This window comes from Streptomyces sp. NPDC056527 (assembly GCF_042794475.1).
In the GTDB taxonomy this organism is placed as follows: Bacteria; Actinomycetota; Actinomycetes; order Streptomycetales; family Streptomycetaceae; genus Streptomyces.
In genome coordinates, this window is the sequence record NZ_JBHTTQ010000003.1 from 148,982 (window position 1) to 172,924 (window position 23,943).

22 protein-coding genes and 1 riboswitch are annotated in these 23,943 nt (G+C 69.2%); of the genes, 11 read left to right on the forward strand and 11 right to left on the reverse strand.

What is annotated here, in order from left to right; all coding sequences use genetic code 11:
* Window positions 1–4: 4 nt before the first annotated feature.
* Window positions 5–532: a DUF2269 domain-containing protein gene (locus tag ACFQ7Q_RS03115; protein WP_383549019.1), complete on the reverse strand. Its 528-nt coding sequence runs from the start codon at window positions 530–532 to the stop codon at window positions 5–7.
* A 77-nt stretch (window positions 533–609) separates the two neighbouring features.
* Between ACFQ7Q_RS03115 and ACFQ7Q_RS03120 the strand changes: the two genes are divergently transcribed.
* Together ACFQ7Q_RS03120 and ACFQ7Q_RS03125 are read left to right on the forward strand one after the other, a co-directional pair.
* Window positions 610–1,263, forward strand: coding sequence for an HAD family hydrolase (locus ACFQ7Q_RS03120; protein ID WP_383549022.1), 654 nt, complete (start codon window positions 610–612; stop codon window positions 1,261–1,263).
* 106 nt (window positions 1,264–1,369) lie between these two features.
* Entirely contained in the window at window positions 1,370–2,524 is a 1,155-nt protein-coding gene (locus ACFQ7Q_RS03125) for a globin domain-containing protein (protein WP_383549025.1), read from the forward strand.
* On the opposite strand, the gene ACFQ7Q_RS03130 is transcribed toward ACFQ7Q_RS03125, so the two are convergent.
* The 5 genes from ACFQ7Q_RS03130 to ACFQ7Q_RS03150 form a co-directional block, all read right to left on the reverse strand.
* Window positions 2,521–3,000 (reverse strand): NUDIX domain-containing protein, encoded by a 480-nt coding sequence (locus ACFQ7Q_RS03130; protein WP_383549028.1) that lies wholly within the window; start codon window positions 2,998–3,000, stop codon window positions 2,521–2,523. The two genes, ACFQ7Q_RS03125 and ACFQ7Q_RS03130, sit on opposite strands and share 4 nt — an antisense overlap.
* Window positions 3,001–3,035: 35 nt before the next feature.
* Complete coding sequence (locus ACFQ7Q_RS03135) at window positions 3,036–3,932, reverse strand: LysR family transcriptional regulator (protein WP_383549031.1); 897 nt, start codon at window positions 3,930–3,932, stop codon at window positions 3,036–3,038.
* Between the two features lie 247 nt (window positions 3,933–4,179).
* A complete protein-coding gene (locus ACFQ7Q_RS03140) occupies window positions 4,180–5,349 on the reverse strand; it encodes a cystathionine gamma-lyase (protein ID WP_383549034.1) in 1,170 nt (389 codons plus the stop codon).
* Window positions 5,346–5,834, reverse strand: a complete 489-nt coding sequence (locus ACFQ7Q_RS03145) for a low molecular weight protein-tyrosine-phosphatase (protein WP_383549037.1) — start codon at window positions 5,832–5,834, stop codon at window positions 5,346–5,348. The genes ACFQ7Q_RS03140 and ACFQ7Q_RS03145 overlap by 4 nt, the downstream gene beginning before the upstream one ends.
* Before the next feature lie 9 nt (window positions 5,835–5,843).
* Complete coding sequence (locus ACFQ7Q_RS03150) at window positions 5,844–6,221, reverse strand: phage holin family protein (protein ID WP_383549040.1); 378 nt, start codon at window positions 6,219–6,221, stop codon at window positions 5,844–5,846.
* Window positions 6,222–6,272: 51 nt separating this feature from the next.
* Here ACFQ7Q_RS03150 and ACFQ7Q_RS03155 point away from each other — a divergent pair, with 51 nt between their 5' ends.
* The 4 genes from ACFQ7Q_RS03155 to ACFQ7Q_RS03170 all read left to right on the forward strand — a co-directional run bounded on the left by ACFQ7Q_RS03155 (window position 6,273) and on the right by ACFQ7Q_RS03170 (window position 8,565).
* Complete coding sequence (locus ACFQ7Q_RS03155; RefSeq protein ID WP_329118392.1) at window positions 6,273–6,590, forward strand: cupin domain-containing protein; 318 nt, start codon at window positions 6,273–6,275, stop codon at window positions 6,588–6,590.
* A gap of 132 nt (window positions 6,591–6,722) precedes the next feature.
* Window positions 6,723–6,941, forward strand: a complete 219-nt coding sequence (locus tag ACFQ7Q_RS03160) for a DUF5326 family protein (RefSeq protein ID WP_383549044.1) — start codon at window positions 6,723–6,725, stop codon at window positions 6,939–6,941.
* Between the two features lie 281 nt (window positions 6,942–7,222).
* Entirely contained in the window at window positions 7,223–7,993 is a 771-nt protein-coding gene (locus ACFQ7Q_RS03165; RefSeq protein WP_383549047.1) for an IclR family transcriptional regulator, read from the forward strand.
* A 137-nt stretch (window positions 7,994–8,130) separates the two neighbouring features.
* A complete protein-coding gene (locus ACFQ7Q_RS03170) occupies window positions 8,131–8,565 on the forward strand; it encodes an SsgA family sporulation/cell division regulator (RefSeq protein ID WP_383549050.1) in 435 nt (144 codons plus the stop codon).
* Window positions 8,566–8,602: 37 nt separating this feature from the next.
* Here the strand turns inward: ACFQ7Q_RS03170 and ACFQ7Q_RS03175 are convergent, their stop codons facing one another.
* Window positions 8,603–9,943, reverse strand: coding sequence for a YibE/F family protein (locus tag ACFQ7Q_RS03175; protein ID WP_383549053.1), 1,341 nt, complete (start codon window positions 9,941–9,943; stop codon window positions 8,603–8,605).
* Between the two features lie 71 nt (window positions 9,944–10,014).
* A riboswitch (TPP riboswitch) is annotated at window positions 10,015–10,161 on the forward strand.
* On the opposite strand from ACFQ7Q_RS03175, the gene thiC reads away from it, so the two are divergent.
* Complete coding sequence (thiC, locus tag ACFQ7Q_RS03180) at window positions 10,155–11,927, forward strand: phosphomethylpyrimidine synthase ThiC (protein ID WP_383549056.1); 1,773 nt, start codon at window positions 10,155–10,157, stop codon at window positions 11,925–11,927. (Overlaps the previous riboswitch by 7 nt.)
* 87 nt (window positions 11,928–12,014) lie before the next feature.
* Here the strand turns inward: thiC and ACFQ7Q_RS03185 are convergent, their stop codons facing one another.
* The 3 genes from ACFQ7Q_RS03185 to ACFQ7Q_RS03195 form a co-directional block, all read right to left on the reverse strand.
* Complete coding sequence (locus ACFQ7Q_RS03185) at window positions 12,015–12,854, reverse strand: hypothetical protein (protein WP_383549059.1); 840 nt, start codon at window positions 12,852–12,854, stop codon at window positions 12,015–12,017.
* 159 nt (window positions 12,855–13,013) lie between these two features.
* Entirely contained in the window at window positions 13,014–14,339 is a 1,326-nt protein-coding gene (locus tag ACFQ7Q_RS03190; protein ID WP_383549062.1) for a metallophosphoesterase, read from the reverse strand.
* 251 nt (window positions 14,340–14,590) lie between these two features.
* Window positions 14,591–15,697, reverse strand: a complete 1,107-nt coding sequence (locus ACFQ7Q_RS03195; RefSeq protein ID WP_361849635.1) for a LacI family DNA-binding transcriptional regulator — start codon at window positions 15,695–15,697, stop codon at window positions 14,591–14,593.
* 378 nt (window positions 15,698–16,075) lie between these two features.
* On the opposite strand from ACFQ7Q_RS03195, the gene hisC reads away from it, so the two are divergent.
* Window positions 16,076–17,176: a histidinol-phosphate transaminase gene (gene hisC, locus ACFQ7Q_RS03200; RefSeq protein ID WP_383549133.1), complete on the forward strand. Its 1,101-nt coding sequence runs from the start codon at window positions 16,076–16,078 to the stop codon at window positions 17,174–17,176.
* A 33-nt stretch (window positions 17,177–17,209) separates the two neighbouring features.
* Here hisC and ACFQ7Q_RS03205 read toward each other — a convergent pair whose 3' ends face one another.
* Window positions 17,210–17,590: a cyclophilin-like fold protein gene (locus tag ACFQ7Q_RS03205; protein WP_383549066.1), complete on the reverse strand. Its 381-nt coding sequence runs from the start codon at window positions 17,588–17,590 to the stop codon at window positions 17,210–17,212.
* A 202-nt stretch (window positions 17,591–17,792) separates the two neighbouring features.
* Here ACFQ7Q_RS03205 and ACFQ7Q_RS03210 point away from each other — a divergent pair, with 202 nt between their 5' ends.
* From ACFQ7Q_RS03210 to cydD, 3 genes are read left to right on the forward strand one after another with little or no spacing between them, the layout of a single operon-like run.
* Window positions 17,793–19,301, forward strand: coding sequence for a cytochrome ubiquinol oxidase subunit I (locus tag ACFQ7Q_RS03210; RefSeq protein WP_383549069.1), 1,509 nt, complete (start codon window positions 17,793–17,795; stop codon window positions 19,299–19,301).
* An 18-nt stretch (window positions 19,302–19,319) separates the two neighbouring features.
* Entirely contained in the window at window positions 19,320–20,324 is a 1,005-nt protein-coding gene (cydB, locus tag ACFQ7Q_RS03215; RefSeq protein WP_383549072.1) for a cytochrome d ubiquinol oxidase subunit II, read from the forward strand.
* 34 nt (window positions 20,325–20,358) lie between these two features.
* Window positions 20,359–23,925, forward strand: a complete 3,567-nt coding sequence (cydD, locus tag ACFQ7Q_RS03220; protein ID WP_383549074.1) for a thiol reductant ABC exporter subunit CydD — start codon at window positions 20,359–20,361, stop codon at window positions 23,923–23,925.
* Window positions 23,926–23,943 lie beyond the last annotated feature (18 nt).

Genomic DNA, 23,943 nt, shown 5'->3' on the forward strand with positions numbered 1-23,943 from the left:
GGGCTCAGGCTGTCCGACCTACTGATCGTCCGTCCACCGCTTTAGGAGAACTCGCGCGGGTTCGCAGGCGCCGACCTCTTCGGGTCAGCCCCCATGGCTTCAGGATCGAGATCGCCGTCATGAAGAGATAGGCCGTCGTCGACACCGTGGGCGCCGCCACCAGGCTGATGTCCGGTACCCCGGCCGCCGCCGCGTGCTCGATCTCGGGGCGCAGGGCGAAGACGGTCGCTGCCGCGGTGGCCATCGTGATCCAGAACTTGATCCAGACCCAGCGATGCCGGGCGAGACCCCAGGGTGTGCCCAGTGACAGCACCAGCCCGCTCACCAGGGTCCCGACGGCGACCGGAGCCAGGAGCCAGTCGGCGAAGACCTTCATCGCGCGGTAGGACGCTTCCGTAAGGGAGGGATCACCGGTCGTCCAGGCCGTGATCCCCAGCGTCAGCAGTCCCACGCTGAGCCCGAGCCAGGCCACGGAGACGGCGACATGGAGGACGAGGAGAGCCCGCCGAGCGGGACGCTTGAGATGTTTCACGTGAAACACCGTGCCGCTCGGCCGGCTCGTCCCGCGTCTGACGGTCGGAGTAACCGCACGTACTAGCCTCGGCGTACATGACGACTCTCCGGGGCCGAGGCAGGCTTCATCTCTTCGATCTCGACGGCACCCTGATCCGAGGTTCGGCCGCGGCCGTGGAGATCTCTCGGCAGCTGGGGCTCGCCGAGGAGATCGCCGCCCTGGAGCAGGGGTTTCTGCTCCACGGAATGACGCCGGACGAGTTCGCCGTCCAGGCTCGTGAGCTCTGGTCCGCCCTCACCGTTGAGCAGGTCACCGCCGCCTTCGAAGGGGCGCCCTGGCTGGCCGGCATCCGTGAGGTCTGGGCGGACATCCGCGCTCAGGGAGACCGCTGCGCGGTCATCTCGCTCTCGCCGGACTTCTTCGTCGAGCGCCTTCTCGACTGGGGCGTGGACTCGGCCCACGGTTCGCAATGGCCTTCGGTTCCTTTCACGGCGCCCATCCACCGGCCGGGGATTCTCAATGCCGCGGCGAAGGTGAGTATCGCCCGTCGACTCTGCGCGGAGTACGGGATGGGGTTCGAGGATTGTGTCGCCTACGGGGACTCGATGTCCGACGCGGAACTCTTCGCCGTCGTCCCCATGACGGTGGCGGTGAACGCGGACCGTCATCTGGCCGGACTCTCCCGGCACGCCTATGCGGGAGACGATCTGCGAGAGGCGTACGAACTGGTCCGAAAGAGCGCAGCCTAGCCCCCTCCAGGGGTTAATGCCCGAGAATTCCACTTTCTGTCCGAACCGGTGGCCGAACCTGCCAGGCTGCGGCGACAAGAGCCGCTTGCGCGAGGCGAGGCACACGATGGAAGAGGCCGTGCACGACGACGGCGAGGCACCGCCCCGGATACCTCCGGAACCGTCCCCCGACGCGATCCTCATTCGCCGCACCTTGGCCGAGATCGGGCCCGCCGCCGACAAGGTGACCTCGTACTTCTACGCGTTGCTCTTCGTCCGCCACCCTGAACTGCGCGCGATGTTCCCCGCGTCGATGGACACCCAGCGCGACCGCCTCCTCAAGGCGCTGCTGACGGCGGCCGAGCACTTGGACAACGCCCCCGTACTCACCGAGTACCTGCAGAACCTCGGCCGTGGACACCGCAAGTACGGCACCCTACCGACGCACTACCCGGCTGTCGGCGAGGCTCTGATCGGTGCGTTGATCCGGTACGCCACCCTGACCTGGAACGAGGAGACCGAGGCCGCCTGGGTGCGGACGTACACGACGATCTCGCAGATCATGATCGACGCGGCGGCCGAGAACGAGCGGCACGCGCCCGCCTGGTGGCAGGCGGAGGTCGTCTCGCACGATCTGCGGACGCCGGACATAGCGGTGATCACACTGCGGCCGGACCAGCCGTACTCCTTCGTCGCCGGTCAGTACACGACGCTTGAGACCCCGCGGTGGCCGCGCGTATGGCGGCACTACTCCTTCGCCTCGGCGCCCCGGCCCGACGGGCTGCTCTCCCTCCACGTCAAGGCGGTGCCGGCCGGCTGGGTCTCCAACGCCCTGGTCCACCACGCCCGTCCGGGTGACGTGTTGCGCCTCGGTCCGCCGGCGGGGTCGATGACGGTCGACCACTCCACGGACAACGGATTGCTGTGCCTGGGCGGCGGCACGGGGATCGCGCCCATCAAGGCGCTGGTCGAGGATGTCGCCGAGCACGGGGACCGGCGCCCCGTGGAGGTGTTCTACGGGGCGCGCAGCGGCCATGACCTGTACGACATCGACACGATGATGCGGCTCCAGAAGACGTACCCCTGGCTGTCGGTGCGGCCGGTCACCGAGGACCAGGCCCAGCTGCCGGACGCGGTGCGCCAGTACGGCCCGTGGAACGAGTACGAGGCCTATCTGTCGGGCCCGCCCGGCATGATCCGGCGCGGCGTGGCCACCCTGCGGGGGATCGGTATCCCCGCAGAGCGGATCCGCCACGACCTCCTGACGGAGCTCGCGTCCTAGCCCAGGTCGGGGGCGTGCATCGCGCGGACGCCCTCGATGTTGCCGTCCAGGTAGTGACGCAGGGAGAGCGGTACGAGATGGACGGCGGCGATCCCGACCCGGCTGAACGGCACCCGGACGATCTCGTACTCGCCGCACGGCTCCTCGATCTCGGGACCGTGCCGCAGCGAGGTGTCCATGGACTCGAGCCGGCAGACGAAGAAGTGCTGGACCTTCACCCCGGAGACACCGCCGTCGACGATGTGCTCGACGGTGTCGACGAAGCAGGGAACCACGTCGGTGACCTTGGCGCCGAGCTCCTCGTGTACCTCGCGGTGCAGGGCCTCGACGACGGTGGTGTCCGAGGGCTCGACCCCGCCGCCCGGCGTCACCCAGTACGGATCCACCCCCGGCTTCGTGCGCTTGATGAGGATGAGGTCGTTTCCATCGAGCAGGATGGCGCGTGCGGTGCGCTTGACCACAGGACGTTCGGTCATGGGAAGAAAATGGCCCGCCAGGGGTGTCCTGAAACTCACCAGCCCGTAGAGGCCCGCAGAAGCCAGTCGTGGGCCCGCGCGATGTGCGGAAGCGCGAGTGTGCCGGCGCGGACGATCAGGAAGTACGTCCGCAGCGGGGGAACCGGCGGATCGAGCAGCGCCACGAGACGCCCCTGCTCCAGAGCGTCCTCGCACAGATAGCGGGGCAGCACCGCAAGGCCGGCGCCGGAAGCCGCCGATTCCAGGACGGCCCGCAGATCGGGCGCTATGACGGTGGCCGCCGCGGCCGGCTTGGTCTCGAAAACGGCCGCCCAGTAGCGGGAGACGAAGGGCAGCGACTCGTGCACCTCCACCACCGGCAGCTGCTCCAGGACGACGGCGCCCTTGCGCAGCAGCACCTCGGGCGCGAGCCGAGCGGCCCAGCGAGGTGCGGCGACCAGCACATGCTCCTCGTCGCAGAGCGGGGTGGAGGTGAGCAGGCCGCCGCGCGGCCGGGCGGCGGCGATGGCCAGATCGTGGTGGCCCGCGGCGAGGCCGTCGAGGATCTCCTCGGTGTTCCCCGCGAAGGAGGTCCGAAGGGCCAGCCCTTGGGCGATCAGAGGCGTGAGGGCGGGCAGGGCGCGCATCGAGGTGAACTCGGGAGGCCCGGCGAGATGGAGCGTGCGAACGCCGCTCTCCTCGTCCACGCCGGTCTCCGCGATCTCGACGAGCGCGTCCAGATGCGGGGCTGCGCGGTGGGCGAGCTCGTCGCCGATGGTGGTGGGGGTGACACCACGGGCCTGTCTGAGGAAGAGCGGGCGGCCCAGCTGCCGTTCCAGGGTGCGGATCTGGCTGGTGACCGCGGGCTGCGAGAGTCCGAGGAGCGCCGCGGCGCGGGTGAAGGAGCCGGCCCGGTGCACCGTGACGAATGTGCGCAGCAGGGCGAGATCCATGTCCGCCCCCTCCCGGCCGTGTGGCCGTTCGACTCAGGCGGTCGGCTGACGGCGCCTCGGGACCGTCCAACTATAAATAAGTCGATAGGTCTCTGTCGCTACCGTGATTGGACACTGACGCAGAGTCAACTAGCCTTGGTCAGGCGGTTCTCCGCGCGTGGAACCGGGGCGTTCCGAGCCATGAGGGGGGAGGCTCGGAGCGCCCCGTTCCGTGTGCCCTGGCGGCGCTGCCGCCAGGCGCCGTCCGTCAGCCGGCGGCCTTCTCGGCCGTGTCGAGAGCGCGCAGCACGTCCGCGATCAGGTCCTCCGGGTCCTCCGCACCGACGGAGAAGCGGATGAAGCCCTCCGGCACGGAGTCGCCGCCCCACCGTCCACGCCGCTCGGCCGTGGAGCGCACGCCGCCGAAGCTGGTGGCGTCGTCCACGAGGCGCAGCCCGTCGAGGAACCGCTCGGCCCAGGCCTGGTCGGGAAGGACGAAGGACACCACCGGCCCGAAGCGCTTCATCTGCGTCGCCGCCACCGCGTGCGAAGGGTCGCCGGGGAGCCCCGGATACCGCAGCCCGGTCACCTCACCCCGCGTGCGCAGGGCCTCCGCGAGGGAGAGCGCCGAGGCGCACTGCCGGTCGATGCGGAGCTGGAGCGTGGCCAGGGAGCGGTGCGCGAGCCAGGCTTCCATGGGGCCGGGAATGGCCCCGACGATCTTGCGCCAGCGCCGTACCTCCGCCGCCTGCCTCGGATCACGGCAGCTGACATGGCCGAGCAGGATGTCGCCGTGCCCGGTCATGCCCTTGGTGTCGCTCGCGACGGAGAAGTCCGCGCCGAGCTCCAGGGGCCGCTGGCCGAGCGGGGTGGCCAGGGTGTTGTCGACGGCGACGAGCGCCCCGCGTCGGTGCGCCGCGTCGGCCAGGCGGCGGATGTCGCAGACGTCGAGCCCCGGGTTGGAGGGCGTCTCGATCCACAGCAGGCGCGCTCCGTCCAGGACGGACAGCTGGGCGTCGCCGGCGGTCGGTGCGGTGCGGACCTCGATCCCGTACGCCCTGAGCTGCTCGTGGACCAGCGGCAGCGCCTGGTAGCCGTCGTCCGGCATGACGACCACGTCACCGGACTTGAGCTGGGAGAAGAGGACGGCGGAGATGGCGGCCATGCCCGAGGCGAAGACGAGCGTCTCGACACCCGGCTCCCCTGGCGCCTCCAGCTCGCCGATGGCGCGTTCCAGATGGGTCCAGGTCGGGTTCTCGTCCCGCCCGTAGGTGTAGGGGCCGGTGGGGTCGCCCGGCAGGTGGAAGTGGGCGGCGAAGACCGGCCCCGGCAGGGTCGGTTCGTATTTGACCGGCTCGGGAAGTCCGGCGCGCACCGCCCGCGTTCCGTCGCCGACGGCGCCGAGGTCCTCGGGCCCCCCGAACGTGTCCTCGCTCATACCGCTCGTTCCTCCACGCTCTTGCGTACCGCGGCGAGCAGCCCCTCGCCGGCGGCCTCCACCATCTCCAGGCACTCCTCGAAGCCTTCCGGCCCGCCGTAGTACGGGTCGGGCACGTCGAGATCGTCGGCCGCCGGGTCGTACGAGCGCAGCAGCCGTACCTTCGCCACGTCGTCCGGCGTCGGGGCGAGTCGTCGGAGCTCCCGCAGATGACTCTCGTCGAGGGCGATCACCAGATCCAGCGCAGGGAACCACGAGGCGTGGAACTGGCGGGCGCTGTGGTCGGAGTCGTAGCCGTGTTCCTCCAGGACGGCGACCGTGCGCGGATCGGCGGGGTGGCCCTCGTGCCAGCCCCCGGTGCCCGCGCTGTCGACCTCAACCACCCCCGCCAGGCCGGCCTCCTCCACGCGGGCGTGGAAGACGGACTCGGCCATCGGCGAGCGGCAGATGTTGCCGGTGCAGACGAAACAGACACGGTAGGTCATCGTCGGCACTCAGTCCCCGTCGGGGAGAACGACGTTCAGCGCCCAGGACACGACGGAGATGATCAGGCCGCCGAGCACGGCGGTCCAGAAACCCTCGACATGGAAGCTGAGGCCGAGCTGGTCGGCCAGCCAGGAGGTGATCAGCAGCATCAGCGCGTTGATCACCAGCGTGATCAGGCCAAGTGTGAGAAAGAACAGTGGAAGTGAGATCAGTTTGACGATCGGCTTCACCAAGAAGTTCACCAGACCGAAAACCAGGGCGACGAGGATCAGCGTCCAGGCCTTCTTGCCGGTGCTGTCACCGGTCAGGGTGATGTCCTGGAGCAGCCAGATGGCGACTCCCAAAGCCCCCGCGTTCGCGAGCGTCTTGACTACGAAATTCATCATGTGTCTGATCGTGGCAGACATGATCGGGCCAATGGCAGGGGCGGACGCACGATGAAAGCATTCCGACTGGACGAGTTGGAGGCGGAGCGCGCCGCCAACGACGGCGCATATCTCCAGTTCCTGCGCGAGCGGAACATGTCGGTCGGTCTGTACGCGCTCGACGCGGGGGCGCTCGACCCGCAGCAGCCACACGGCCAGGACGAGGTGTACTTCGTCGTGAGCGGCCGTGCCGCGATCACGGTGGGGATGGAGACGACACAGGTCGCGCGCGGAAGCGTGGTCTACGTGCCCGCCGGGGTGGCCCACAAGTTCCACCACATCACCGAGGACCTGCGGGTCATGGTGGTCTTCTCGCCGCCGGAGTCCTGACCTCCCCTAGGGGTCGGATCAGGGGATATCAAGGGCCACGAGGCCCCCGTCGACCCCGTAGCCGCCCCTAGCATCGAGAGTGTTCGGCGCAGAGCGCGTGGAGCGAGGTCTTCCGGAGATGAGGTAAGCGCGATGGCTGTACGAGAGATTCTCGCGGGGATGCCCTGGTGGGTGAAGTGGGTGGCCATACCGGTCATCGCCCTGCTCGTCTTCGGCGGTCTGATCACCAGCATCGCGATGTTCGTGATCGGTCTGCTCTTCAAGGTCCTGGTCTTCGTGGCCCTCGTCGGTGGACTGATCTACGTCGTACGGAAGTTCACCTCGTCGTCGGCATCGCGCGAGGATTGGTAGCACGAGCTACCTGCCGGTATGACCGGGCTGCTCGCTGTTAGCCCGGCCGAGGGATGCGGAGAGGGAAACCGCGTCCGTGCCCGGGGGCTGCCATTAGGGTGGAAATCTCTGCCGCCCCCGGGGAAAACCGGCGTAGATCTCCGTGCTGACCTGCGGTTTCTTCACCAGTCCCGGGCGGGTCCTTCATCGGACTCCACCGGTTTCCCAGGCCGCGGCGGGCGCGCGGGGGCGGCCCCCGCGGGCGGGTGCACGGCACCCGTCACCACGCCTGGGGGTGACCTTTGGCCACGGCTTCGCAGTCCGCCGTCCCTACCCTGATCGGCTCGGTGCAGCGGGCGCTGAGACTCCTGGAAGCCGTGGGCTCCCACGAGGACGGAGCCCCCGCCAAACAGCTCGCGCGTGAAGCGGGACTCCCGCTTCCCACCGCGTACCACCTGCTCCGCACCCTGACGCACGAGGGCTATCTACGCCGCGAGAAGGGTGTGTTCGTGTTCGGCGACGCGGCCGGTCGGTTGGCCGGCGGCGGAGTTCTGCAGAATCGTCGCACCAAGATCGAAGACTCGCTCGCACACTGGCGCGACGAGATCGGCGTGCCCATCTACTTCGCGATCTACCGCGAAGGCGAGATCGAGCTCGTCGCCGTCGCCGACACCCCGTCCGCCCCCGCGGTGGACGAGTGGGCCGACTTCCGCGAGACCGGCCACGCTCATGCGATCGGCCAGTGTCTGCTCAGTCAACTGGATCTCAAGAGTCGTCAAGACCACCTCGACCGCCATCCGGTGGAAGCCATCACTCCGTTTACGGTGCGTAACCGGCGGGCGCTTTTGGAGCGTTTGGGCGGTATGGGGCGAATGGAGCCCCTGGTGGAGCGTCAGGAATATGCGCTCGGCACAGTTTGCGCCGCAATCCCCATCACTGCGGGGTCCACGGCGGCCACGATGGCGATTTCTGTACCACTTCACCAGGAAGAACGATTGCTACCCGCAGTCGCTCGGCTACAGAATGAGATCGGAGGGCTCTTCAGCTCCTTCGCTTTCTCTATCAGTATCTGAAAAATCACTCCTTGTGATCTGCTAGCGCTTACAGCACGATTGCGTCAACAGGGCCATCGGGGATCATTCCTGGCCGTTTCGATCACAGCTTCAGTAGCCGTGTGCACACAACTGCTTCATCTACTGCGGGGTACAAGATGCGAGAGTCGGTCCAGGCCGAGGTCCTGATGAGCTTCCTCGTCTCCGAGGAGCTCGCCTTCAGGATCCCGGTGGAACTCCGGTACGAGACCCGGGATCCCTACGCGGTGCGGATGACCTTCCATCTCCCCGGAGACGCGCCGGTGACCTGGGCGTTCGGGCGGGAGCTGCTGCTGGACGGGATCAACCGGCCGAGCGGCGACGGCGATGTGCACATCGCGCCGACCGATCCCGAGGCGCTCTCGGACGTCTCCATCCGGCTCCAGGTCGGCAGCGACCGCGCCCTGTTCCGGGCCAGCGCTCCGCCGCTCGTCGCCTTCCTCGACCGCACGGACAAGCTGGTTCCGCTCGGTCAGGAAAGGACGCTGGGCGACTTCGAGGACAACCTGGAAGCCGCGCTCGGCCGGATTCTGGCAGAGGAGAACGCGGGCTGACCGCCTCGGGTGCCCGCCGGAAAGGGCCCCGGACCAGTCACTTCGCCCGGCGCCGGCGTCCACCCCTGGATGAACGCTTCTCCGGATCGCCCGGCCGGTCGGCGGAGACGACCAGGGCGGCAAGCACGGTCGTGACCGGCACCGAGGCCACCAGACCGATCGATCCCACGAGCGTCCGGACGATCTCCTCCGCGACCAACTCGCTGTTGGCCACCGTCCCCACACTGCTCTGCGCGATGGTGAAGAGCAGCAACAGGGGCAGGGCCGCACCGGCGTAGGCGAGGACCAGCGTGTTCACCACGGACGCGATGTGGTCGCGGCCGATCCGGATCCCGGCCCGGTACAACGCCCGGGGCCCCATACGGGGATCGGCCTGGTGCAGTTCCCACACCGCCGAGGTCTGCGTCACCGTCACGTCGTCGAGGACGCCGAGCGAACCGATGATGATGCCCGCGAGCAGCAGACCGGACATGTCGATGTCCGGGTACAGGCCGTGGATCAGACCGGTGTTGTCGTCCGTGTTGCCGCTGAGCGACGCCCAGCTGATGAAGTACGAGCCGAGCAGCCCGATCAGCAGCAGCGAGATCAGGGTGCCGAGCACCGCGACCGAGGTACGCGCCGACAGGCCGTGGCACATGTAGAGCGCGATGAGCATGATCGCGCTCGACCCGACCACCGCCACCACCAGCGGATTCGATCCCTGAAGGATCGCCGGCAGGATGAAGAAGGTCAGGATCAGGAAGCTGATGGCGAGCGAGATCAGGGCCATCACCCCGCGCATCCGGCCGACGAGCACGACCACGATCGCGAAGATCAGCGCCAGCACCGTCAGCGGAACCTTGCGGTTCACATCCGTCACCGAGTACTGCAGATCGCGCGGGGCGTCGGGGGCGTACGCCACCACCACGCCCTGCCCCTGGTCCAGTTGACGCGGCGCGTCCGGCTGCACGATCTCGACGAAGGTACGGCCCTTGTCGGGGCCGTCGGTGACCTCGATCGTCGCCTTCTCGCACTCTCCCTGCTGGGCGTTGACGGCCTCACGGCCCTGAGGCGTGGAGACGTCCCCGGTCGGCGGGACCTGAGCGGCGTTCACGTCCTTGCAGTCGACCTTCTCGACCGAGGCGACCTTGCCCGCGTAGGTCTGCCGGTCGAAGCCGACGCCGGTGCGCTCGTGCTCCGGTGCGCCGCCCGGCCACAGCACGACGAGACCGACCACCACCGCCGCGGCGAAGGGGATCAGGACCGCGGCGATGACTCTGCGCAGATGCCGGGAGACCGGCGCCGCCGGGCCGTGGCTGTGGCTGTGCCCGTGCCCGTGGCCCGCGTCCCCATGGCCGTCGTGTCCATCGGGTTCCGGGGTCTGCTGCGAGGAAGTCACCGACAGATCATCGCAAGAACGGCGGGGGCCCACTGTTCAGCACGCCAGGGTTGCCGCTAGCGTGGTGGCACCTTTGCACACGCGGGAGCTCGGAGCACCGGGCTGAGAGGGCGCTGATCACCGTACGCGCGTACTGATGTACGTACGGGAGGAGGCTGCGCCGACCGCCGAACCTGTTACCGGGTAATGCCGGCGTAGGGAGATCGGTCTCATGACCATTCAGGATGCACGCACGCCTGCCACCAGCCAGGACGAGCGCAAGCCGGGCTGGCACAAGGGATACGTCGAGGGCTCGCGCCCCGACCTCCGAGTGCCCGTCCGTCAGGTGCACCTCACCAACGGCAAGGACGTGACGCTGTACGACACGTCCGGCCCGTACACCGACCCCACCATCGACACCGACGTACGGCGGGGCCTTCCGCCGCTGCGCGAGAACTGGATCATCAGCCGCGGCGACACCGAGGAGTACGCGGGCCGCCCCGTCCGTCCCGAGGACGACGGCATCAAGCACACCTCGCCGCGCGGTGGCCTCAAGAACCTCGACGCGGTCTTCCCCGGCCGCCCCCGCCAGCCCCGCCGGGGCCGCGACGGGGCGGCGGTGACCCAGCTCGCGTACGCCCGCCGCGGCGAGATCACCCCGGAGATGGAGTACGTCGCGATCCGCGAGAACGTCTCCCCCGAGGTCGTACGGGAGGAGATCGCCGCAGGTCGCGCGGTGCTCCCGGCCAACGTCAACCACCCGGAGATCGAGCCGATGATCATCGGCAAGCGGTTCCTGGTGAAGGTCAACGCCAACATCGGCAACTCCGCCGTCACCTCCTCCATCGAGGAGGAGGTGGAGAAGATGACGTGGGCGACCAAGTGGGGCGCGGACACGGTCATGGACCTGTCCACCGGCCGCAACATCCACACCACCCGTGAATGGGTGCTGCGCAACTCCCCCGTGCCGATCGGCACCGTGCCGCTCTACCAGGCCCTGGAGAAGGTCGACGGCAAGGCCGAGGAGCTGACCTGGGAGATCTACAAGGACACGGTCATCGAGCAGGCCGAGCAGGGCGTCGACTACATGACGGTCCACGCCGGTGTGCTGCTGCCGTACGTGCCGCTGACCGCCCGTCGCAAGACCGGCATCGTCTCGCGCGGCGGCTCGATCATGGCCGCCTGGTGCCTCGCGCACCACAAGGAGAACTTCCTCTACACGAACTTCGAGGAGCTCTGCGAGATCCTCGCGACGTACGACGTCACGTACTCGCTGGGCGACGGTCTGCGCCCCGGCTCGATCGCGGACGCCAACGACGCGGCGCAGTTCGCGGAGCTGAAGACGCTCGGTGAGCTCAACACGATCGCCAAGCGCCACAACGTGCAGACGATGATCGAGGGCCCGGGCCATGTCCCGATGCACAAGATCAAGGAGAACATCGACCTTCAGCAGGAGATCTGCGAGGAGGCGCCGTTCTACACCCTCGGCCCGCTGACCACGGACGTCGCGCCGGCGTACGACCACATCACCTCGGGCATCGGCGCCGCGATGATCGCCTGGTGGGGCACGGCGATGCTCTGCTACGTCACGCCCAAGGAGCACCTGGGCCTGCCCAACCGGGACGACGTGAAGACCGGTGTCATCACGTACAAGATCGCGGCGCACGCGGCCGACCTGGCCAAGGGGCACCCGGGGGCGCAGGAGTGGGACGACGCGCTGTCGGACGCGCGCTTCGAGTTCCGCTGGGAGGACCAGTTCAACCTGGCGCTCGACCCGGACACGGCGCGTGAGTTCCACGACGAGACGCTGCCGGCGGAGCCCGCGAAGACCGCGCACTTCTGCTCGATGTGCGGCCCGAAGTTCTGCTCGATGAAGATCTCGCAGGACATCCGGCGCGAGCACGGCGGCGACCTCCAGTCCGAGGAGATCCAGGCCGGGATGGCGGAGAAGTCCAAGGAGTTCGCGGCCGCCGGCAACCGCGTGTACCTCCCGCTGGCGGAGTAGCCGCACGCAGAGGTGCCTACAGGGCGGGTACGGACCGCACGGCCACGGGGGGTCGTGCGGCGCGTGCCCGCCGTGGCGTTCCCCGGATCACTCCGGCCGGTGCTCCGGGGAGCCGAACTCGGGGCTCGTGAAGTCCGGGCTGCTGAACCTGGGACGGCTGCTGCCCGAGGCTCCCTCGCTCGGACTCGAGAAGTCCGGTCCGCTGTAGCCGATCTTCGGGATGCGGTCCGTGCGCTCCGAGGGCTGCGGCGGCAGGGGCGGGGCCGGGTGTGCGACGGGGTCGGCCAGGGCCTCCCGCAGGAACGGGAGGATGCCGCGTTCCAGCAGGGCGCGGCGCCAGGCGTCGCGGGCCCGGGACAGTTCGTCGTCCGGTTCACCGCCGATGCCGGGACCCGCGGCCACTTCGGTGGAGCGGTTGCGCAGCGCCGTCACAAGGAGACCGACGGCCGCGCAGAACAGTCCGGCGGCTGCGACGGCGCCGAAGAACCAGGCCGCCGTCAGCAGCGTGTCGGCGAACACGAGTGAGGGTGCCAACACCTTCAGAACGGCTCCGACCAGCAGGAATATCACCGCGGCCGTGCCCGAGAGCACCGGTGCGAGGACCGTGAGGACCGCGACGATGCCCGCGCCGGGGCCCGTGCTCGCTCCGTCCCCTTCCGCCACGAGAACGGCGTCCATCACACTTGTACCGCCTGTCGCCCGGCCTTCCGCGCGGACCTTGACGAAGTGGTCGTACTCCACCGCGGCGGCCGCGGTGATCAGCGCCGTCGCGCTCATGGCCATCGAGCGCAGTTGTTCGGACGTGAGCCGTTTCCCGATCTCGGCGAGATCCGGATGGTCATGCGGGTTTCGCAGTGCGTCGCCGAGGATGCGCTCGTACTCGGCGCGGTCCTCGGTCAGCAGGTGCGGAGCCACGTTCATGTGCATCCCCCGATGCTCCGTAAGGCCTGGTTGACCGTGGGAAACGGGCAGTTGGGCGGAAACGGAGGAGAGCCTGCTACGGATGATCCGATGGTATTGCGGTTACGGCACAGGGTGACAGGGGGTTTCCCGAAATCGACTTCCCCGGATGCGCAGGGTTATGCGTCAGCCATGCAGGGGGAGTTGGACGACCAGCAGCTTTCCGGCCATGGTCACACCGCCGTCCATGGCGATCGCCAGACCGTCCGCATACACGTGCGGACCGTCGACGACCGGACCCGATCCGTCCTCGCCGTCTTCCGTTCCGACCTGCCCGAGGAGGTACGGGATGGGGCTGTGGCCGTGCACGACCCGGCGGCCGCCATAGGTTCCGAGCAGCTCCTGGACGGCCTGCGGGCCCGCGTCGTCGCGGAACGCGAACCGCTTGGTGAACTTGCGGAACAGGTCCCAGACCTCGTCGGCGTCGTTCCGGTTGATGATCTCGTGGACGGTCTCGTTGACGTCCTCGATGGTGCTGCCGTACTCGAGATAGGCGGTGGTGTCGGAGTGCATCAGGAGGTGCCCGTCCTCCTCCACCACGGCGTCGAGCCGGGACATCCACTGGAGGTGGACGTCCTGGAGGCGGTCCATGTCGTGCTTCTGGCCGCCGTTGAGCAGCCAGGCGGCCTGGAAGGTGGCGGTGCCCGCGCCGGAGTTGACCGGAGTGTCGGCGAAGCGCTTGGCGCCGATCAGGAGCAGCTCGTGGTTGCCCATCAGCGCCTTGCAGTAGCCGCCGGCGGCCGCGGCCTCCGCGGACAGCCGCATGACGAGATCGATGACGCCGATGCCGTCGGGACCGCGGTCGGTGAAGTCGCCGAGGAACCAGAGGCGGGCGTTGCCGGCGGACCAGGCGCCGTTCTCGTCGATGAGGCCCTGGGCGCGGAGGGCGGCGACGAGCTCGTCGAGATAGCCGTGGACGTCGCCGACGACGTAGAGCGGGCCGGGGCCGTCGGCGGCCGCGGCCGCGGGGGCCGGCTCCGGGTCCACACGGACCTGCACGGTGTCACCCCGATTGATGACCGGGAGATCGCGTTCGGTGGGGGTGTAGCCGTCGGGAAGGGCTTCGTCGGGGAAGGCGTTCCCGGGGTGGCCGGTCGCGACGGCGACGATGGAGGACATGCCGCCGGCGAGGGGGAGATGGAGCGTGGGGGCGAGCGACCCGACGGGTGCGACCGGTTCGTGGACGGTGCGCGGATCGAGGTGGGCGCCGCGCGTGACCGGAGCGTCGGGTTCGAGGAGAGCGACGGGCTCGGGAGAGGTGCCGGGTTCGGGGAGCGCGCCGTGGTCGGGGAACGCGCTGGGCTCGGGAAAGGCGCCGGTCGGGCCGGTCGGGGTCCCGGTGGGAGGCTCGGTGGCGTTGCCCTGCACGGGCACGCGGGCGTACGGCGGTACGCGGAAATCACGCAATGTCGCCGTGCGCACCACGGGTTCCTGCCCGGCCCCCTGAGTCATCGACCCCTCCACCACCGTCGCGATGCCCTGTACATCGCGGACCGGCCTGGTCGGGGTGGTCCGCGGTGTCGTGCGCCCATCATAGGAATGAGGGTCCGCCTGTGTGACGCACCAGGGGTGGTGAATCCGGGTCCACTCCGGGTTCACCGGTTGTTTCGCCCGAATTGAGAAGGTCCAGGCCAGGGTCAGGACCGGGCTGGGCTGGGTTTGGGCCCTGCCCGGCCCGGAATCCGGCTGGTACTGATCGTTCGCTAGTCCTTCGAAGGTGACCGGGGCGGGCTGACCGTCGTACGCGGCGAACGCCTCTGGGAGGACGTCCGGACGATGAGTTCGGTCGGTATGACCTGCTCGACCGGTCCGTCGGTGTCGATCCCCTCGATGGCGTCGATGAGGAGCTGGACGACGGCCGTGCCGATCCTTCGGGGTTTGAGCGAGAGGGTCGTGATGGGCGGTTCGGTGTTGGCGTAGACGGTCGACTCGCTGCAGCAGACCAGCAGCAGATCCTCCGGGACCCGCAGTCCGTAGCGACGGGCCGCCGCCAGCAGATCGGTCCCGTTGGGGTCGAAGAGTCCGTAGACGGCGTCGGGTCGGTCGGGGCGGGCGAGCAGCCGGTCGGCCGCGACGGCGCCCGCGCACGGGTCGTGCGCCGGATAGGCCTCGTAGACGGGGTCCTGTCCGACCCGTTCGCACCAATTGAGGTACGCGGTGGTGGACAGGCGGGTGTACGTGTCGGTGGTGGTGCCGGTGAGCAGGCCGATCCGGCGGGCGCCGGCGTCGGCGAGGTGGTCGAGGAGGTCGAGTACGGCGGCTTCGTGGTCGTTGTCGACCCAGGCGGTCACCGGGAGCGTGCCGGCGGGGCGTCCGTCGGAGACGACGGGGAGGCCCTGGCGGACGAGCTCGGTGACGACCGGGTCGTGGTCGGAGGGGTCGATGACGACAGTGCCGTCGAGGGCGACGTTCGACCAGACGTCATGGCGGGAGGTTGCGGGCAGGATGACCAGGGCATAGCCGCGCGCGAGCGCGGCCGATGTGGCTGCTCTGGCCATCTCCGCGAAGTACGCGAATTCGGTGAAGGTGAAAGGTTCATCCCCGTAGGTCGTCACGGTCAGGCCGATGAGGCCCGACTTGCCGGTACGGAGCGTGCGGGCCGCGGCGGATGGGCGATAGCCCAGCCGGTCTGCGACCTCGCGGACGTGGCGGCGGGTGGCGTCCGGGAGCCGGCCCTTGCCGTTGAGCGCGTCGGAGACAGTCGTGATGGAGACCCCGGCGGCGGCGGCCACGTCCCGGATGCCCGCTCGTCCCTGCCGACTTCCCCGGGTCTGTGCCCGGCTCACCTGGTGCTTCCCTGCTGCTGTCATGGCGAGCCGATAGTAGGGCGAGGGCGGGTGGTTGGGCCGGTCGCATATTCACTCGTTGACAGGCACGTTTCTGCATGATCAAAAAGCATCAAGTGCCTAAGGAAGTAAGGGAGTTAAGGCCCCTTGGGTGTGATCTACGGTTGTCGAAACGCATGGACCTGCCACAGAGCCGATGTCTCGAAGAGGTCTCAACTCACCTCTACGGGGGATGCGCGCCACGGCGCCCGCCACCGGCGCGCGCCACCCACGGCTGCGCTCCCCCGGTTGTCCACAGCTTGTCCGACCCGTTGTCCACAGCCCATTCGCAGCGGAGGCGAATCCTCATAAGGTGAGCAGTATTGGTGGTACGGACGGTCGAGGAGGACCACAGTGAGCTCAGTGAGCGAGAACGGCGGGACGAGCGCGGGCGGCCCGAGGCTGCGCGCCGTGCTGGACGGCGTCCCCACGTACAAGCCGGGCAAGCCGGCCGCCGCGGGCGGTCCGGTCGCCTTCAAGCTGTCCTCCAACGAGAACCCGTATCCGCCGCTGCCGGGCGTGATGGAGAGCGCGCTGGCCGCGGCCTCGAATTTCAACCGGTACCCGGACATGGCCTGCACCGGCCTGATGGCGGAGCTCGCCGACCGTTTCGGCGTCCCCGTCTCGCACCTGGCCACCGGCACCGGCTCGGTCGGTGTCGCGCAGTCGCTGCTCCAGGCCACCTCGGGCCCGGGCGACGAGGTCATCTACGCCTGGCGGTCCTTCGAGGCGTACCCGATCATCACGCAGATCAGCGGGGCCACCTCGGTGCAGGTGCCGCTGACCGACGGCGAGGTGCACGACCTCGACGCCATGGCCGCGGCGATCACCGACCGGACCCGGCTGATCTTCGTCTGCAATCCGAACAACCCCACGGGCACGGCGGTGCGCCGGGCCGAGCTGGAGCGGTTCCTGGACCGGGTGCCCTCCGACGTCCTGGTGGTGATCGACGAGGCGTACCGCGAGTTCGTGCGCGACGCCGACATCCCGGACGGCATCGAGCTCTACCGCGACCGGCCGAACGTCGCGGTGCTGCGGACGTTCTCCAAGGCGTACGGCCTGGCCGGGCTGAGGGTCGGTTTCGCGATCGCCCATGAGCCGGTCGCGGCGGCGCTGCGCAAGACGGCGGTGCCGTTCGGCGTGAGCCAGCTGGCGCAGGACGCGGCGGTCGCCTCGCTGCAGGCCGAGGACGAACTGCTCGGGCGGGTCGGCTCGTTGGTGGCCGAGCGCGAGCGGGTCCGCTCGGGGCTCGTGGCCCAGGGCTGGACCGTGCCGGACACCCAGGCGAACTTCGTCTGGCTGCGGCTCGGTGAGCGGACGATGGACTTCGCGGCGGAGTGCGAGCGGCACGGTGTGGTGGTGCGGCCGTTCGCGGGTGAGGGCGTGCGCGTCACGATCGGTGAGTGCGAGGCGAACGACCTGTTCCTGAAGACGACGGAGGGCTTCTTCCGCAAGGAGGGCTGATCAGCCCGGTGGGAGCGGGTCGAGGGCGGGCGGTCAGCCCTCGACGCGCTCGACGCGGATCGGGTCGCCGTCCCTGACGGTGGCCAGGACCCGCGGATCGCCGTCGAGCGAGCCCAGGAGGTTGCAGGGGCTCGCGAGCCGGCATTCGGAGCCCCGGGAGATCGGGGTGGGGCCGTAGGGGAGTGCGAGTGCGTCGCCCTCGGTCCAGAAGGCGACCGTGCCCGGCTCCACGACCTGCCGCGCGTCGGACTCGACCGCGGCGGAGACCGGAGTGTCGAAGTAGACCTCCTCGCCCCAGGTCCGGGCGGTGGACGAGATCGGGAGAGCCCCCACGAGCGCCTTGCTCGTGGGGGTTTCTTCGAGTGTGGCCGTGGTGTGCCCGGCCGGCCAGGAGATGCGGATCTGAAGGGTCATGCCCTGGATTCAACAATATGTTGAAGGTCCTGGGAAGGGGTGACCTTCGGTAGGGGTACCCCCGGTCTTACGTACGGATTTCGTATGAGCCATAATGCTTGTGAATGTGAACGCGTTCACAAGCGTGTCCCGTTCGTGCCGAGATTGGTGGGATTAAAGGGGCAAACTGCCCTGTGACCATGGCGATGTAAGGAGAAGCGACGTGGACCTAGCTCTGGCGCCAGAGACTCTGGCGCGATGGCAGTTCGGCATCACCACCGTCTACCACTTTCTCTTCGTTCCTCTGACGATCTCCCTCGCCGCTCTCACCGCCGGTCTTCAGACCGCCTGGGTGCGTACGGAGAACGAGAAGTACCTCAAGGCGACGAAGTTCTGGGGCAAGCTCTTCCTGATCAACATCGCGATGGGTGTCGTCACCGGCATCGTCCAGGAGTTCCAGTTCGGCATGAACTGGTCCGACTACTCGCGCTTCGTCGGAGACATCTTCGGTGCCCCGCTGGCCTTCGAGGCGCTGATCGCGTTCTTCTTCGAGTCGACGTTCATCGGCCTGTGGATCTTCGGCTGGGACAAGCTCCCCAAGAGGATCCACCTGGCCTGCATGTGGATGGTGTCGATCGGCACCATCCTCTCCGCGTACTTCATCCTGGCGGCCAACTCCTGGATGCAGCACCCCGTCGGCTACCGCATCAACGAGGAGCGGGGCCGGGCCGAGCTCACGGACTTCTGGCTGGTACTCACCCAGAACACCGCCCTCACCCAGTTCTTCCACACGATGACGGCCGCGTTCCTGGTCGGCGGCGCGTTCATGGTCGGCATCTCCGCCTTCCACCTGGCGCGCAAGAAGCACGTCCCGGTGATGCGGACCTCCCTGCGGCTCGGCCTGATCACTCTGATCATCGCCGGACTCGGCACGGCCATCAGCGGCGACCTGCTCGGCAAGGTCATGTTCAAGCAGCAGCCGATGAAGATGGCCGCAGCCGAGGCGCTCTGGGACGGCGAGGCGCCGGCGCCCTTCTCGATCTTCGCCTACGGCGATGTCGACCAGGGCCACAACAAGGTGGCCATAGAGATCCCGGGACTGCTGTCCTTCCTCGCGAACGACGACTTCAGCTCGTACGTCCCGGGCATCAACGACATCAACAAGGCCGAGCAGGAGAAGTTCGGGCCCGGCGACTACCGGCCCAACATCCCCGTCGCCTACTGGGGCTTCCGCTGGATGATCGGCTTCGGCATGGCCTCGCTGACCATCGGCATGATCGGCCTCTGGCTGACCCGCAAGAAGTTCATGCTGGCGCCGGGGATGCGGACCGGCGAGGACGAGGTGCCGAATCTGGTCCTGTTCAAGCGGAAGGCGCTCAGCCCCCGCCTGGCCAAGTGGTACTGGATCGTCGCCCTCTGGACCATGGCCTTCCCGCTGATCGCCAACTCCTGGGGCTGGATCTTCACCGAGATGGGCCGTCAGCCCTGGGTCGTCTACGGCGTGCTGCGCACCCGGGACGCGGTCTCCCCCGGCACCTCCCAGGCCGAGGTGCTGACCTCGATGATCGTCTTCACCCTGCTCTACGCCGTGCTCGCGGTGATCGAGGTCAAGCTGCTGGTCAAGTACGTCAAGGCCGGACCGCCCGAGCTCACCGAGGACGACCTCAACCCGCCCACCAAGATCGGCGGGGACCACCGTGACCCCGACCGGCCCATGGCCTTCTCGTACTGAGGCTCAGGAGATCGAGGCATGGAACTCCACAACGTCTGGTTCGTACTCATCGCGGTCCTCTGGATCGGCTACTTCTTCCTCGAAGGCTTCGACTTCGGGATCGGCGTCCTGACCAAGGTGCTCGCCCGGGGCCGCCCCGAGAAGCGCGTCCTGATCAACACCATCGGTCCCGTCTGGGACGGCAACGAGGTGTGGCTGCTGACCGCCGGCGGAGCGACCTTCGCCGCGTTCCCCGAGTGGTACGCGACGCTCTTCTCCGGCTTCTACCTGCCGCTGCTGATCATTCTGGTCTGTCTGATCGTCCGCGGTGTCGCCTTCGAGTACCGGGTGAAGCGGCCCGAGGAGAGCTGGCAGCGCAACTGGGAGGAGGCCATCTTCTGGACCTCCCTGATCCCTGCCGTGCTCTGGGGTGTCGCCTTCGGCAACATCGTGCGCGGAGTGAAGATCGACGCGCAGAAGGAGTACGTCGGCACCTTCGGCGACCTGCTCAACCCGTACGCGATCCTCGGCGGTCTGGTCACGCTCGCCCTCTTCACCTTCCACGGGGCGGTCTTCGCGGCCCTCAAGACCGTCGGCGACATAAGGGTCCGGGCGAGGGCGCTCGCGTTGAAGCTGGGTCTCGTCTCGGCCGTCCTCGGGCTCGGCTTCCTGATCTGGACCCAGATGGACAAGGGCGACGGCGGCAGCCTCATCGCCATGATCGTCGCCGTGGTGGCGCTGGTCGGTGCGATCGGGGCGATCAAGGTGGGGCGCGAGGGCTGGTCGTTCGCGCTCTCGGGCATCACGATCGCCGCGGCGGTGGCGATGCTCTTCCTGACGCTCTTCCCCAACGTCATGCCGTCTTCACTCAACCCCGAGTGGAGTCTTACGGTGACGAACGCATCGTCGAGCCCGTACACGCTGAAGATCATGACGTGGTGTGCGGCGATCGCGACGCCCCTGGTGCTGCTCTACCAGAGCTGGACCTACTGGGTGTTCCGTAAGCGGATCGGCACGCAGCACATCGCCGACGCTGCTCACTAAGAGGGCCGCCGCTCACCAAGAGGGAATGTTTCACGTGAAACCGATCGATCCGCGTCTGCTCCGGTACGCCCGGGCCACCCGTCTCTTCCTCACGGCAGTGGTGGTCCTCGGCCTGGCCGGGGCGGCGCTGGTCGTCGCCCAGGCGATGCTCATCGCCGAGGTGGTGGTGGGGTCCTTCCAGAAGGGCCTGTCGGTTTCCGACCTGACCACGCCGCTGCTGCTGCTCGCCGGAGTCGCGGCGGGGCGGGGGCTGGTCTCCTGGCTGACCGAGCTGGCCGCCCATCGGGCGAGCGCAGCGGTCAAGTCCGAACTGCGCGGCCGACTGCTGGCGCAGGCGGCCGAGCTGGGGCCGGGATGGCTCAGTGGGCAGAAGGCCGGCTCGCTGGCCGCCCTCGCGACGCGAGGGGTGGACGCGCTCGACGACTACTTCTCGCGCTATCTGCCGCAGTTGGGGCTCGCGGTGGTGGTGCCCGTGGCGGTCCTGGCGAGGATCGTCACCGAGGACTGGGTCTCGGCGGCGGTCATCGTCGTGACCCTGCCGCTCATCCCCCTCTTCATGATCCTGATCGGCTGGTACACCCAGGCCCGGATGGACCGTCAGTGGAAGCTGCTGTCCCGGCTCTCGGGCCACTTCCTGGACGTGGTGGCCGGGCTGCCGACACTCAAGGTGTTCGGACGGGCGAAGGCGCAGGCCGAGTCGATCCGCGCCATCACGTCGGAGTACCGGCAGGCGACGATGAAGACGCTGCGCATCGCGTTCCTTTCGTCCTTCGCCCTGGAGTTGCTGTCGACGCTGTCGGTGGCGCTGGTCGCGGTCGGTATCGGCATGCGGCTGGTCCACGGGGACCTCGATCTGTACACCGGCCTGGTCATTCTGGTTCTGGCGCCCGAGGCGTACCTCCCGATCCGGCAGGTGGGGGCCCAGTACCACGCGGCCGCCGAAGGGCTGGCCGCCGCTGAGGAGATCTTCGAGGTCCTTGAGACCCCTGCGAGGGAGCGTGGAACGGCGGCGGTGCCGACGTCGCCGCGTATCGAGCTGGAGAACGTGACCGTGCGTCATGCGGGTCGCGCGGAGCCCTCGTTGGATGCGGCCTCGCTCGTCGTGGAGCCGGGCGAGACGGTGGCGCTGGTGGGCCCGAGCGGGGTGGGCAAGTCGACGCTGCTCGATGTGGTGCTGGGGTTCGCGGCGCCTGAGGAGGGCGGCTCGATTCAGGTCGGGGGCGTGGAGTTCGGCGCCCTGGACGTGGAGGAGTGGCGGTCGCGGATCGCCTGGGTGCCGCAGCGGCCGCACTTCTTCGCGGGCAGCATCGCCGAGAACGTCCGCCTGGCCCGGCCGGACGCCTCCGACGAGGCGGTGCGCGAGGCGCTGCGCGACGCCGGGGCCGATGCGTTCGTGGCGGGCCTCTCCGAGGGGGCCGAGACACTGCTGGGTGAGGACGGGGTGGGCCTCTCCGCGGGGCAGCGGCAACGCCTCGCCCTGGCCCGTGCGTTCCTCGCCGACCGGCCGTTGCTGCTTCTGGACGAGCCCACGGCGGCGCTGGACGGCGAGACGGAGGCGGCCGTGGTCGACGCCGTCCGCCGTCTCGCGTCCGGCCGTACGGTGCTTCTCGTGGTCCACCGGCCGGCGCTGCTCGCGGTCGCGGACCGTGTGGTCGAGCTCCGGCGGACCACCGCCGTGGACGGGGTGGAGCCGGCCGGCGCCGACGGGACGCCGGAGGTGCCGGCGGCTCCCTCGGCGGCCGAGACGACGACCGTCGTGCCCGGTGAGGACGCGGCGGAATCGGAGCCTTCGCAGGCGGGCGCCGAGGCCGGTACCGGGCGTTCGGTCTTCGGGCGCGTCCGGGACATGGCAGGGGAACTCAAGGGCCGGATGGGGCTCGCCCTGCTGCTCGGGAGTCTGGCGCTGGGGTCCGCCGTCGGGCTCATGGCGGTGTCCGGGTGGCTCATCTCCCGGGCGTCCGAGCAGCCGCCCGTGCTGTATCTGATGGTGGCCGTCACGGCCACACGGGCGTTCGGCATCGGGCGGGCGGTGTTCCGGTACGCCGAGCGGATCGTGTCCCACGACGCCGTGCTGCGGATGCTCGCCGAACTGCGCGTGTCGGTCTACCGCCGCCTGGAGCGCATCGCCCCCGCAGGGCTGCGCCGCACCCGCCGAGGTGACCTGCTCTCCCGGCTCGTCCAGGATGTCGACGCCCTCCAGGACTACTGGCTGCGCTGGCTGCTGCCCGCCGGCGCCGCGCTCGTCGTGGGGGCCGGCTCCGTGGGCTTCACCACCTGGCTGCTGCCCGAGGCCGGAGCCGTGCTCGCCGTGGGCCTGCTGACGGCGGGAGTGGCCGTCCCGCTGCTGAGCGGCGCGCTCGCGCGCCGGGCCGAACGACGGCTCGCCCCCGCCCGTGGAGTCCTGGCCGTCACGGTCCTCGACCTGCTGCGCGGCTGCGCCGAACTGACCGTGGCCGGGGCGCTGAAGGACCGTCTCTCGCGGGCCAGGGCCGCCGACCGTACGCTCACCTCCATCGCCTCCCGACAGGCCGCCGCCACCGCCATCGGGGCCGGTCTTTCGGCGCTCGTCTGCGGAGTGACGGTCGCCGTCGCCGCTTTCGTCGGTGTCCAGGCCGTCCGCGAGGGACGCCTCGACGGCGTGACGCTCGCCGTCGTCGTCCTCACCCCGCTCGCCGCCTTCGAGGCCGTCACCGGCCTCCCGCTGGCCGTCCAGTACCGCCAGCGCGTGAAGCGCAGCGCCGAGCGGGTGTACGAGGTGCTCGACGCCCCCGTTCCCGTACTCGAGCCCGCGCGGCCCGCCGTACCCCCGCGGACTCCGTTCCCGCTGGAGCTCGCCGGCCTCTCCGCCCGTCACGCGGGGCAGGAGCGGGAGGCGCTGGGCGACTTCACGCTCACGCTGGAGGCCGGGCGCAGGGTCGCCGTCGTGGGGGCCTCGGGATCGGGCAAGACCACTCTCGCCCAGGTGCTGTTGCGTTTCCTGGACGCCGACGCGGGCTCGTACCGGCTCGGCGGCGTGGCGGCGGCGGAACTCGACGGCGACGACGTCCGTCGCTTCGTCGGTCTCTGTGCCCAGGACGCGCACACGTTCGACAGCACCATCCGGGAGAACCTGCGGCTGGCGCGTACCGGCGCCGACGACGAGGAACTGCGGGCCGCCCTCGGCCGGGCCAGGCTCCTCGACTGGGTGGACGGGCTGCCGGACGGCCTCGACACACAGGTCGGCGAGCACGGCTCGCGGCTCTCCGGCGGTCAGCGGCAGCGCCTCGCCCTCGCCCGGGCGCTCCTCGCCGACTTCCCCGTCCTCGTCCTCGACGAGCCGGCCGAGCACCTCGACCTGGCCACGGCGGACGCGCTCACCGACGACCTGCTGCGGGCCACCCAGGGCCGTACCACCGTCCTGATCACCCACCGGCTGCACGGCCTCGACGCCGTCGACGAGGTGGTGGTCCTGGACGGGGGCCGGACCGTGCAGCGAGGGCCCTACGCGGAGCTGGCGCGGGCCGAAGGCCCCTTGCGTCGCATGTTGGAGCAGGAGCGGGAGGCCGATCTCCTGGTCACTGCGGGGAGAAGCGCAGGGCGTCCGACTTTTCTCGCCAAATAGGACTTACTAGGCTCAAGG

Bases quoted from the DNA above. Each gene is read 5' to 3' on its own strand.
- ACFQ7Q_RS03130 (WP_383549028.1), bottom strand. From the start codon at position 3,000: ATGACCGAACGTCCTGTGGTCAAGCGCACCGCACGCGCCATCCTGCTC.
- ACFQ7Q_RS03160 (WP_383549044.1), top strand. From the start codon at position 6,723: ATGGCTGTACGAGAGATTCTCGCGGGGATGCCCTGGTGGGTGAAGTGG.
- ACFQ7Q_RS03120 (WP_383549022.1), top strand. From the start codon at position 610: ATGACGACTCTCCGGGGCCGAGGCAGGCTTCATCTCTTCGATCTCGAC.
- ACFQ7Q_RS03170 (WP_383549050.1), top strand. From the start codon at position 8,131: ATGCGAGAGTCGGTCCAGGCCGAGGTCCTGATGAGCTTCCTCGTCTCC.
- ACFQ7Q_RS03155 (WP_329118392.1), top strand. From the start codon at position 6,273: ATGAAAGCATTCCGACTGGACGAGTTGGAGGCGGAGCGCGCCGCCAAC.
- ACFQ7Q_RS03145 (WP_383549037.1), bottom strand. From the start codon at position 5,834: ATGACCTACCGTGTCTGTTTCGTCTGCACCGGCAACATCTGCCGCTCG.
- ACFQ7Q_RS03135 (WP_383549031.1), bottom strand. From the start codon at position 3,932: ATGGATCTCGCCCTGCTGCGCACATTCGTCACGGTGCACCGGGCCGGC.
- thiC (WP_383549056.1), top strand. From the start codon at position 10,155: ATGACCATTCAGGATGCACGCACGCCTGCCACCAGCCAGGACGAGCGC.
- ACFQ7Q_RS03205 (WP_383549066.1), bottom strand. From the start codon at position 17,590: ATGACCCTTCAGATCCGCATCTCCTGGCCGGCCGGGCACACCACGGCC.
- ACFQ7Q_RS03185 (WP_383549059.1), bottom strand. From the start codon at position 12,854: ATGCACATGAACGTGGCTCCGCACCTGCTGACCGAGGACCGCGCCGAG.
- ACFQ7Q_RS03195 (WP_361849635.1), bottom strand. From the start codon at position 15,697: ATGACAGCAGCAGGGAAGCACCAGGTGAGCCGGGCACAGACCCGGGGA.
- ACFQ7Q_RS03190 (WP_383549062.1), bottom strand. From the start codon at position 14,339: ATGACTCAGGGGGCCGGGCAGGAACCCGTGGTGCGCACGGCGACATTG.
- ACFQ7Q_RS03150 (WP_383549040.1), bottom strand. From the start codon at position 6,221: ATGATGAATTTCGTAGTCAAGACGCTCGCGAACGCGGGGGCTTTGGGA.
- ACFQ7Q_RS03140 (WP_383549034.1), bottom strand. From the start codon at position 5,349: ATGAGCGAGGACACGTTCGGGGGGCCCGAGGACCTCGGCGCCGTCGGC.
- ACFQ7Q_RS03125 (WP_383549025.1), top strand. From the start codon at position 1,370: ATGGAAGAGGCCGTGCACGACGACGGCGAGGCACCGCCCCGGATACCT.
- cydB (WP_383549072.1), top strand. From the start codon at position 19,320: ATGGAACTCCACAACGTCTGGTTCGTACTCATCGCGGTCCTCTGGATC.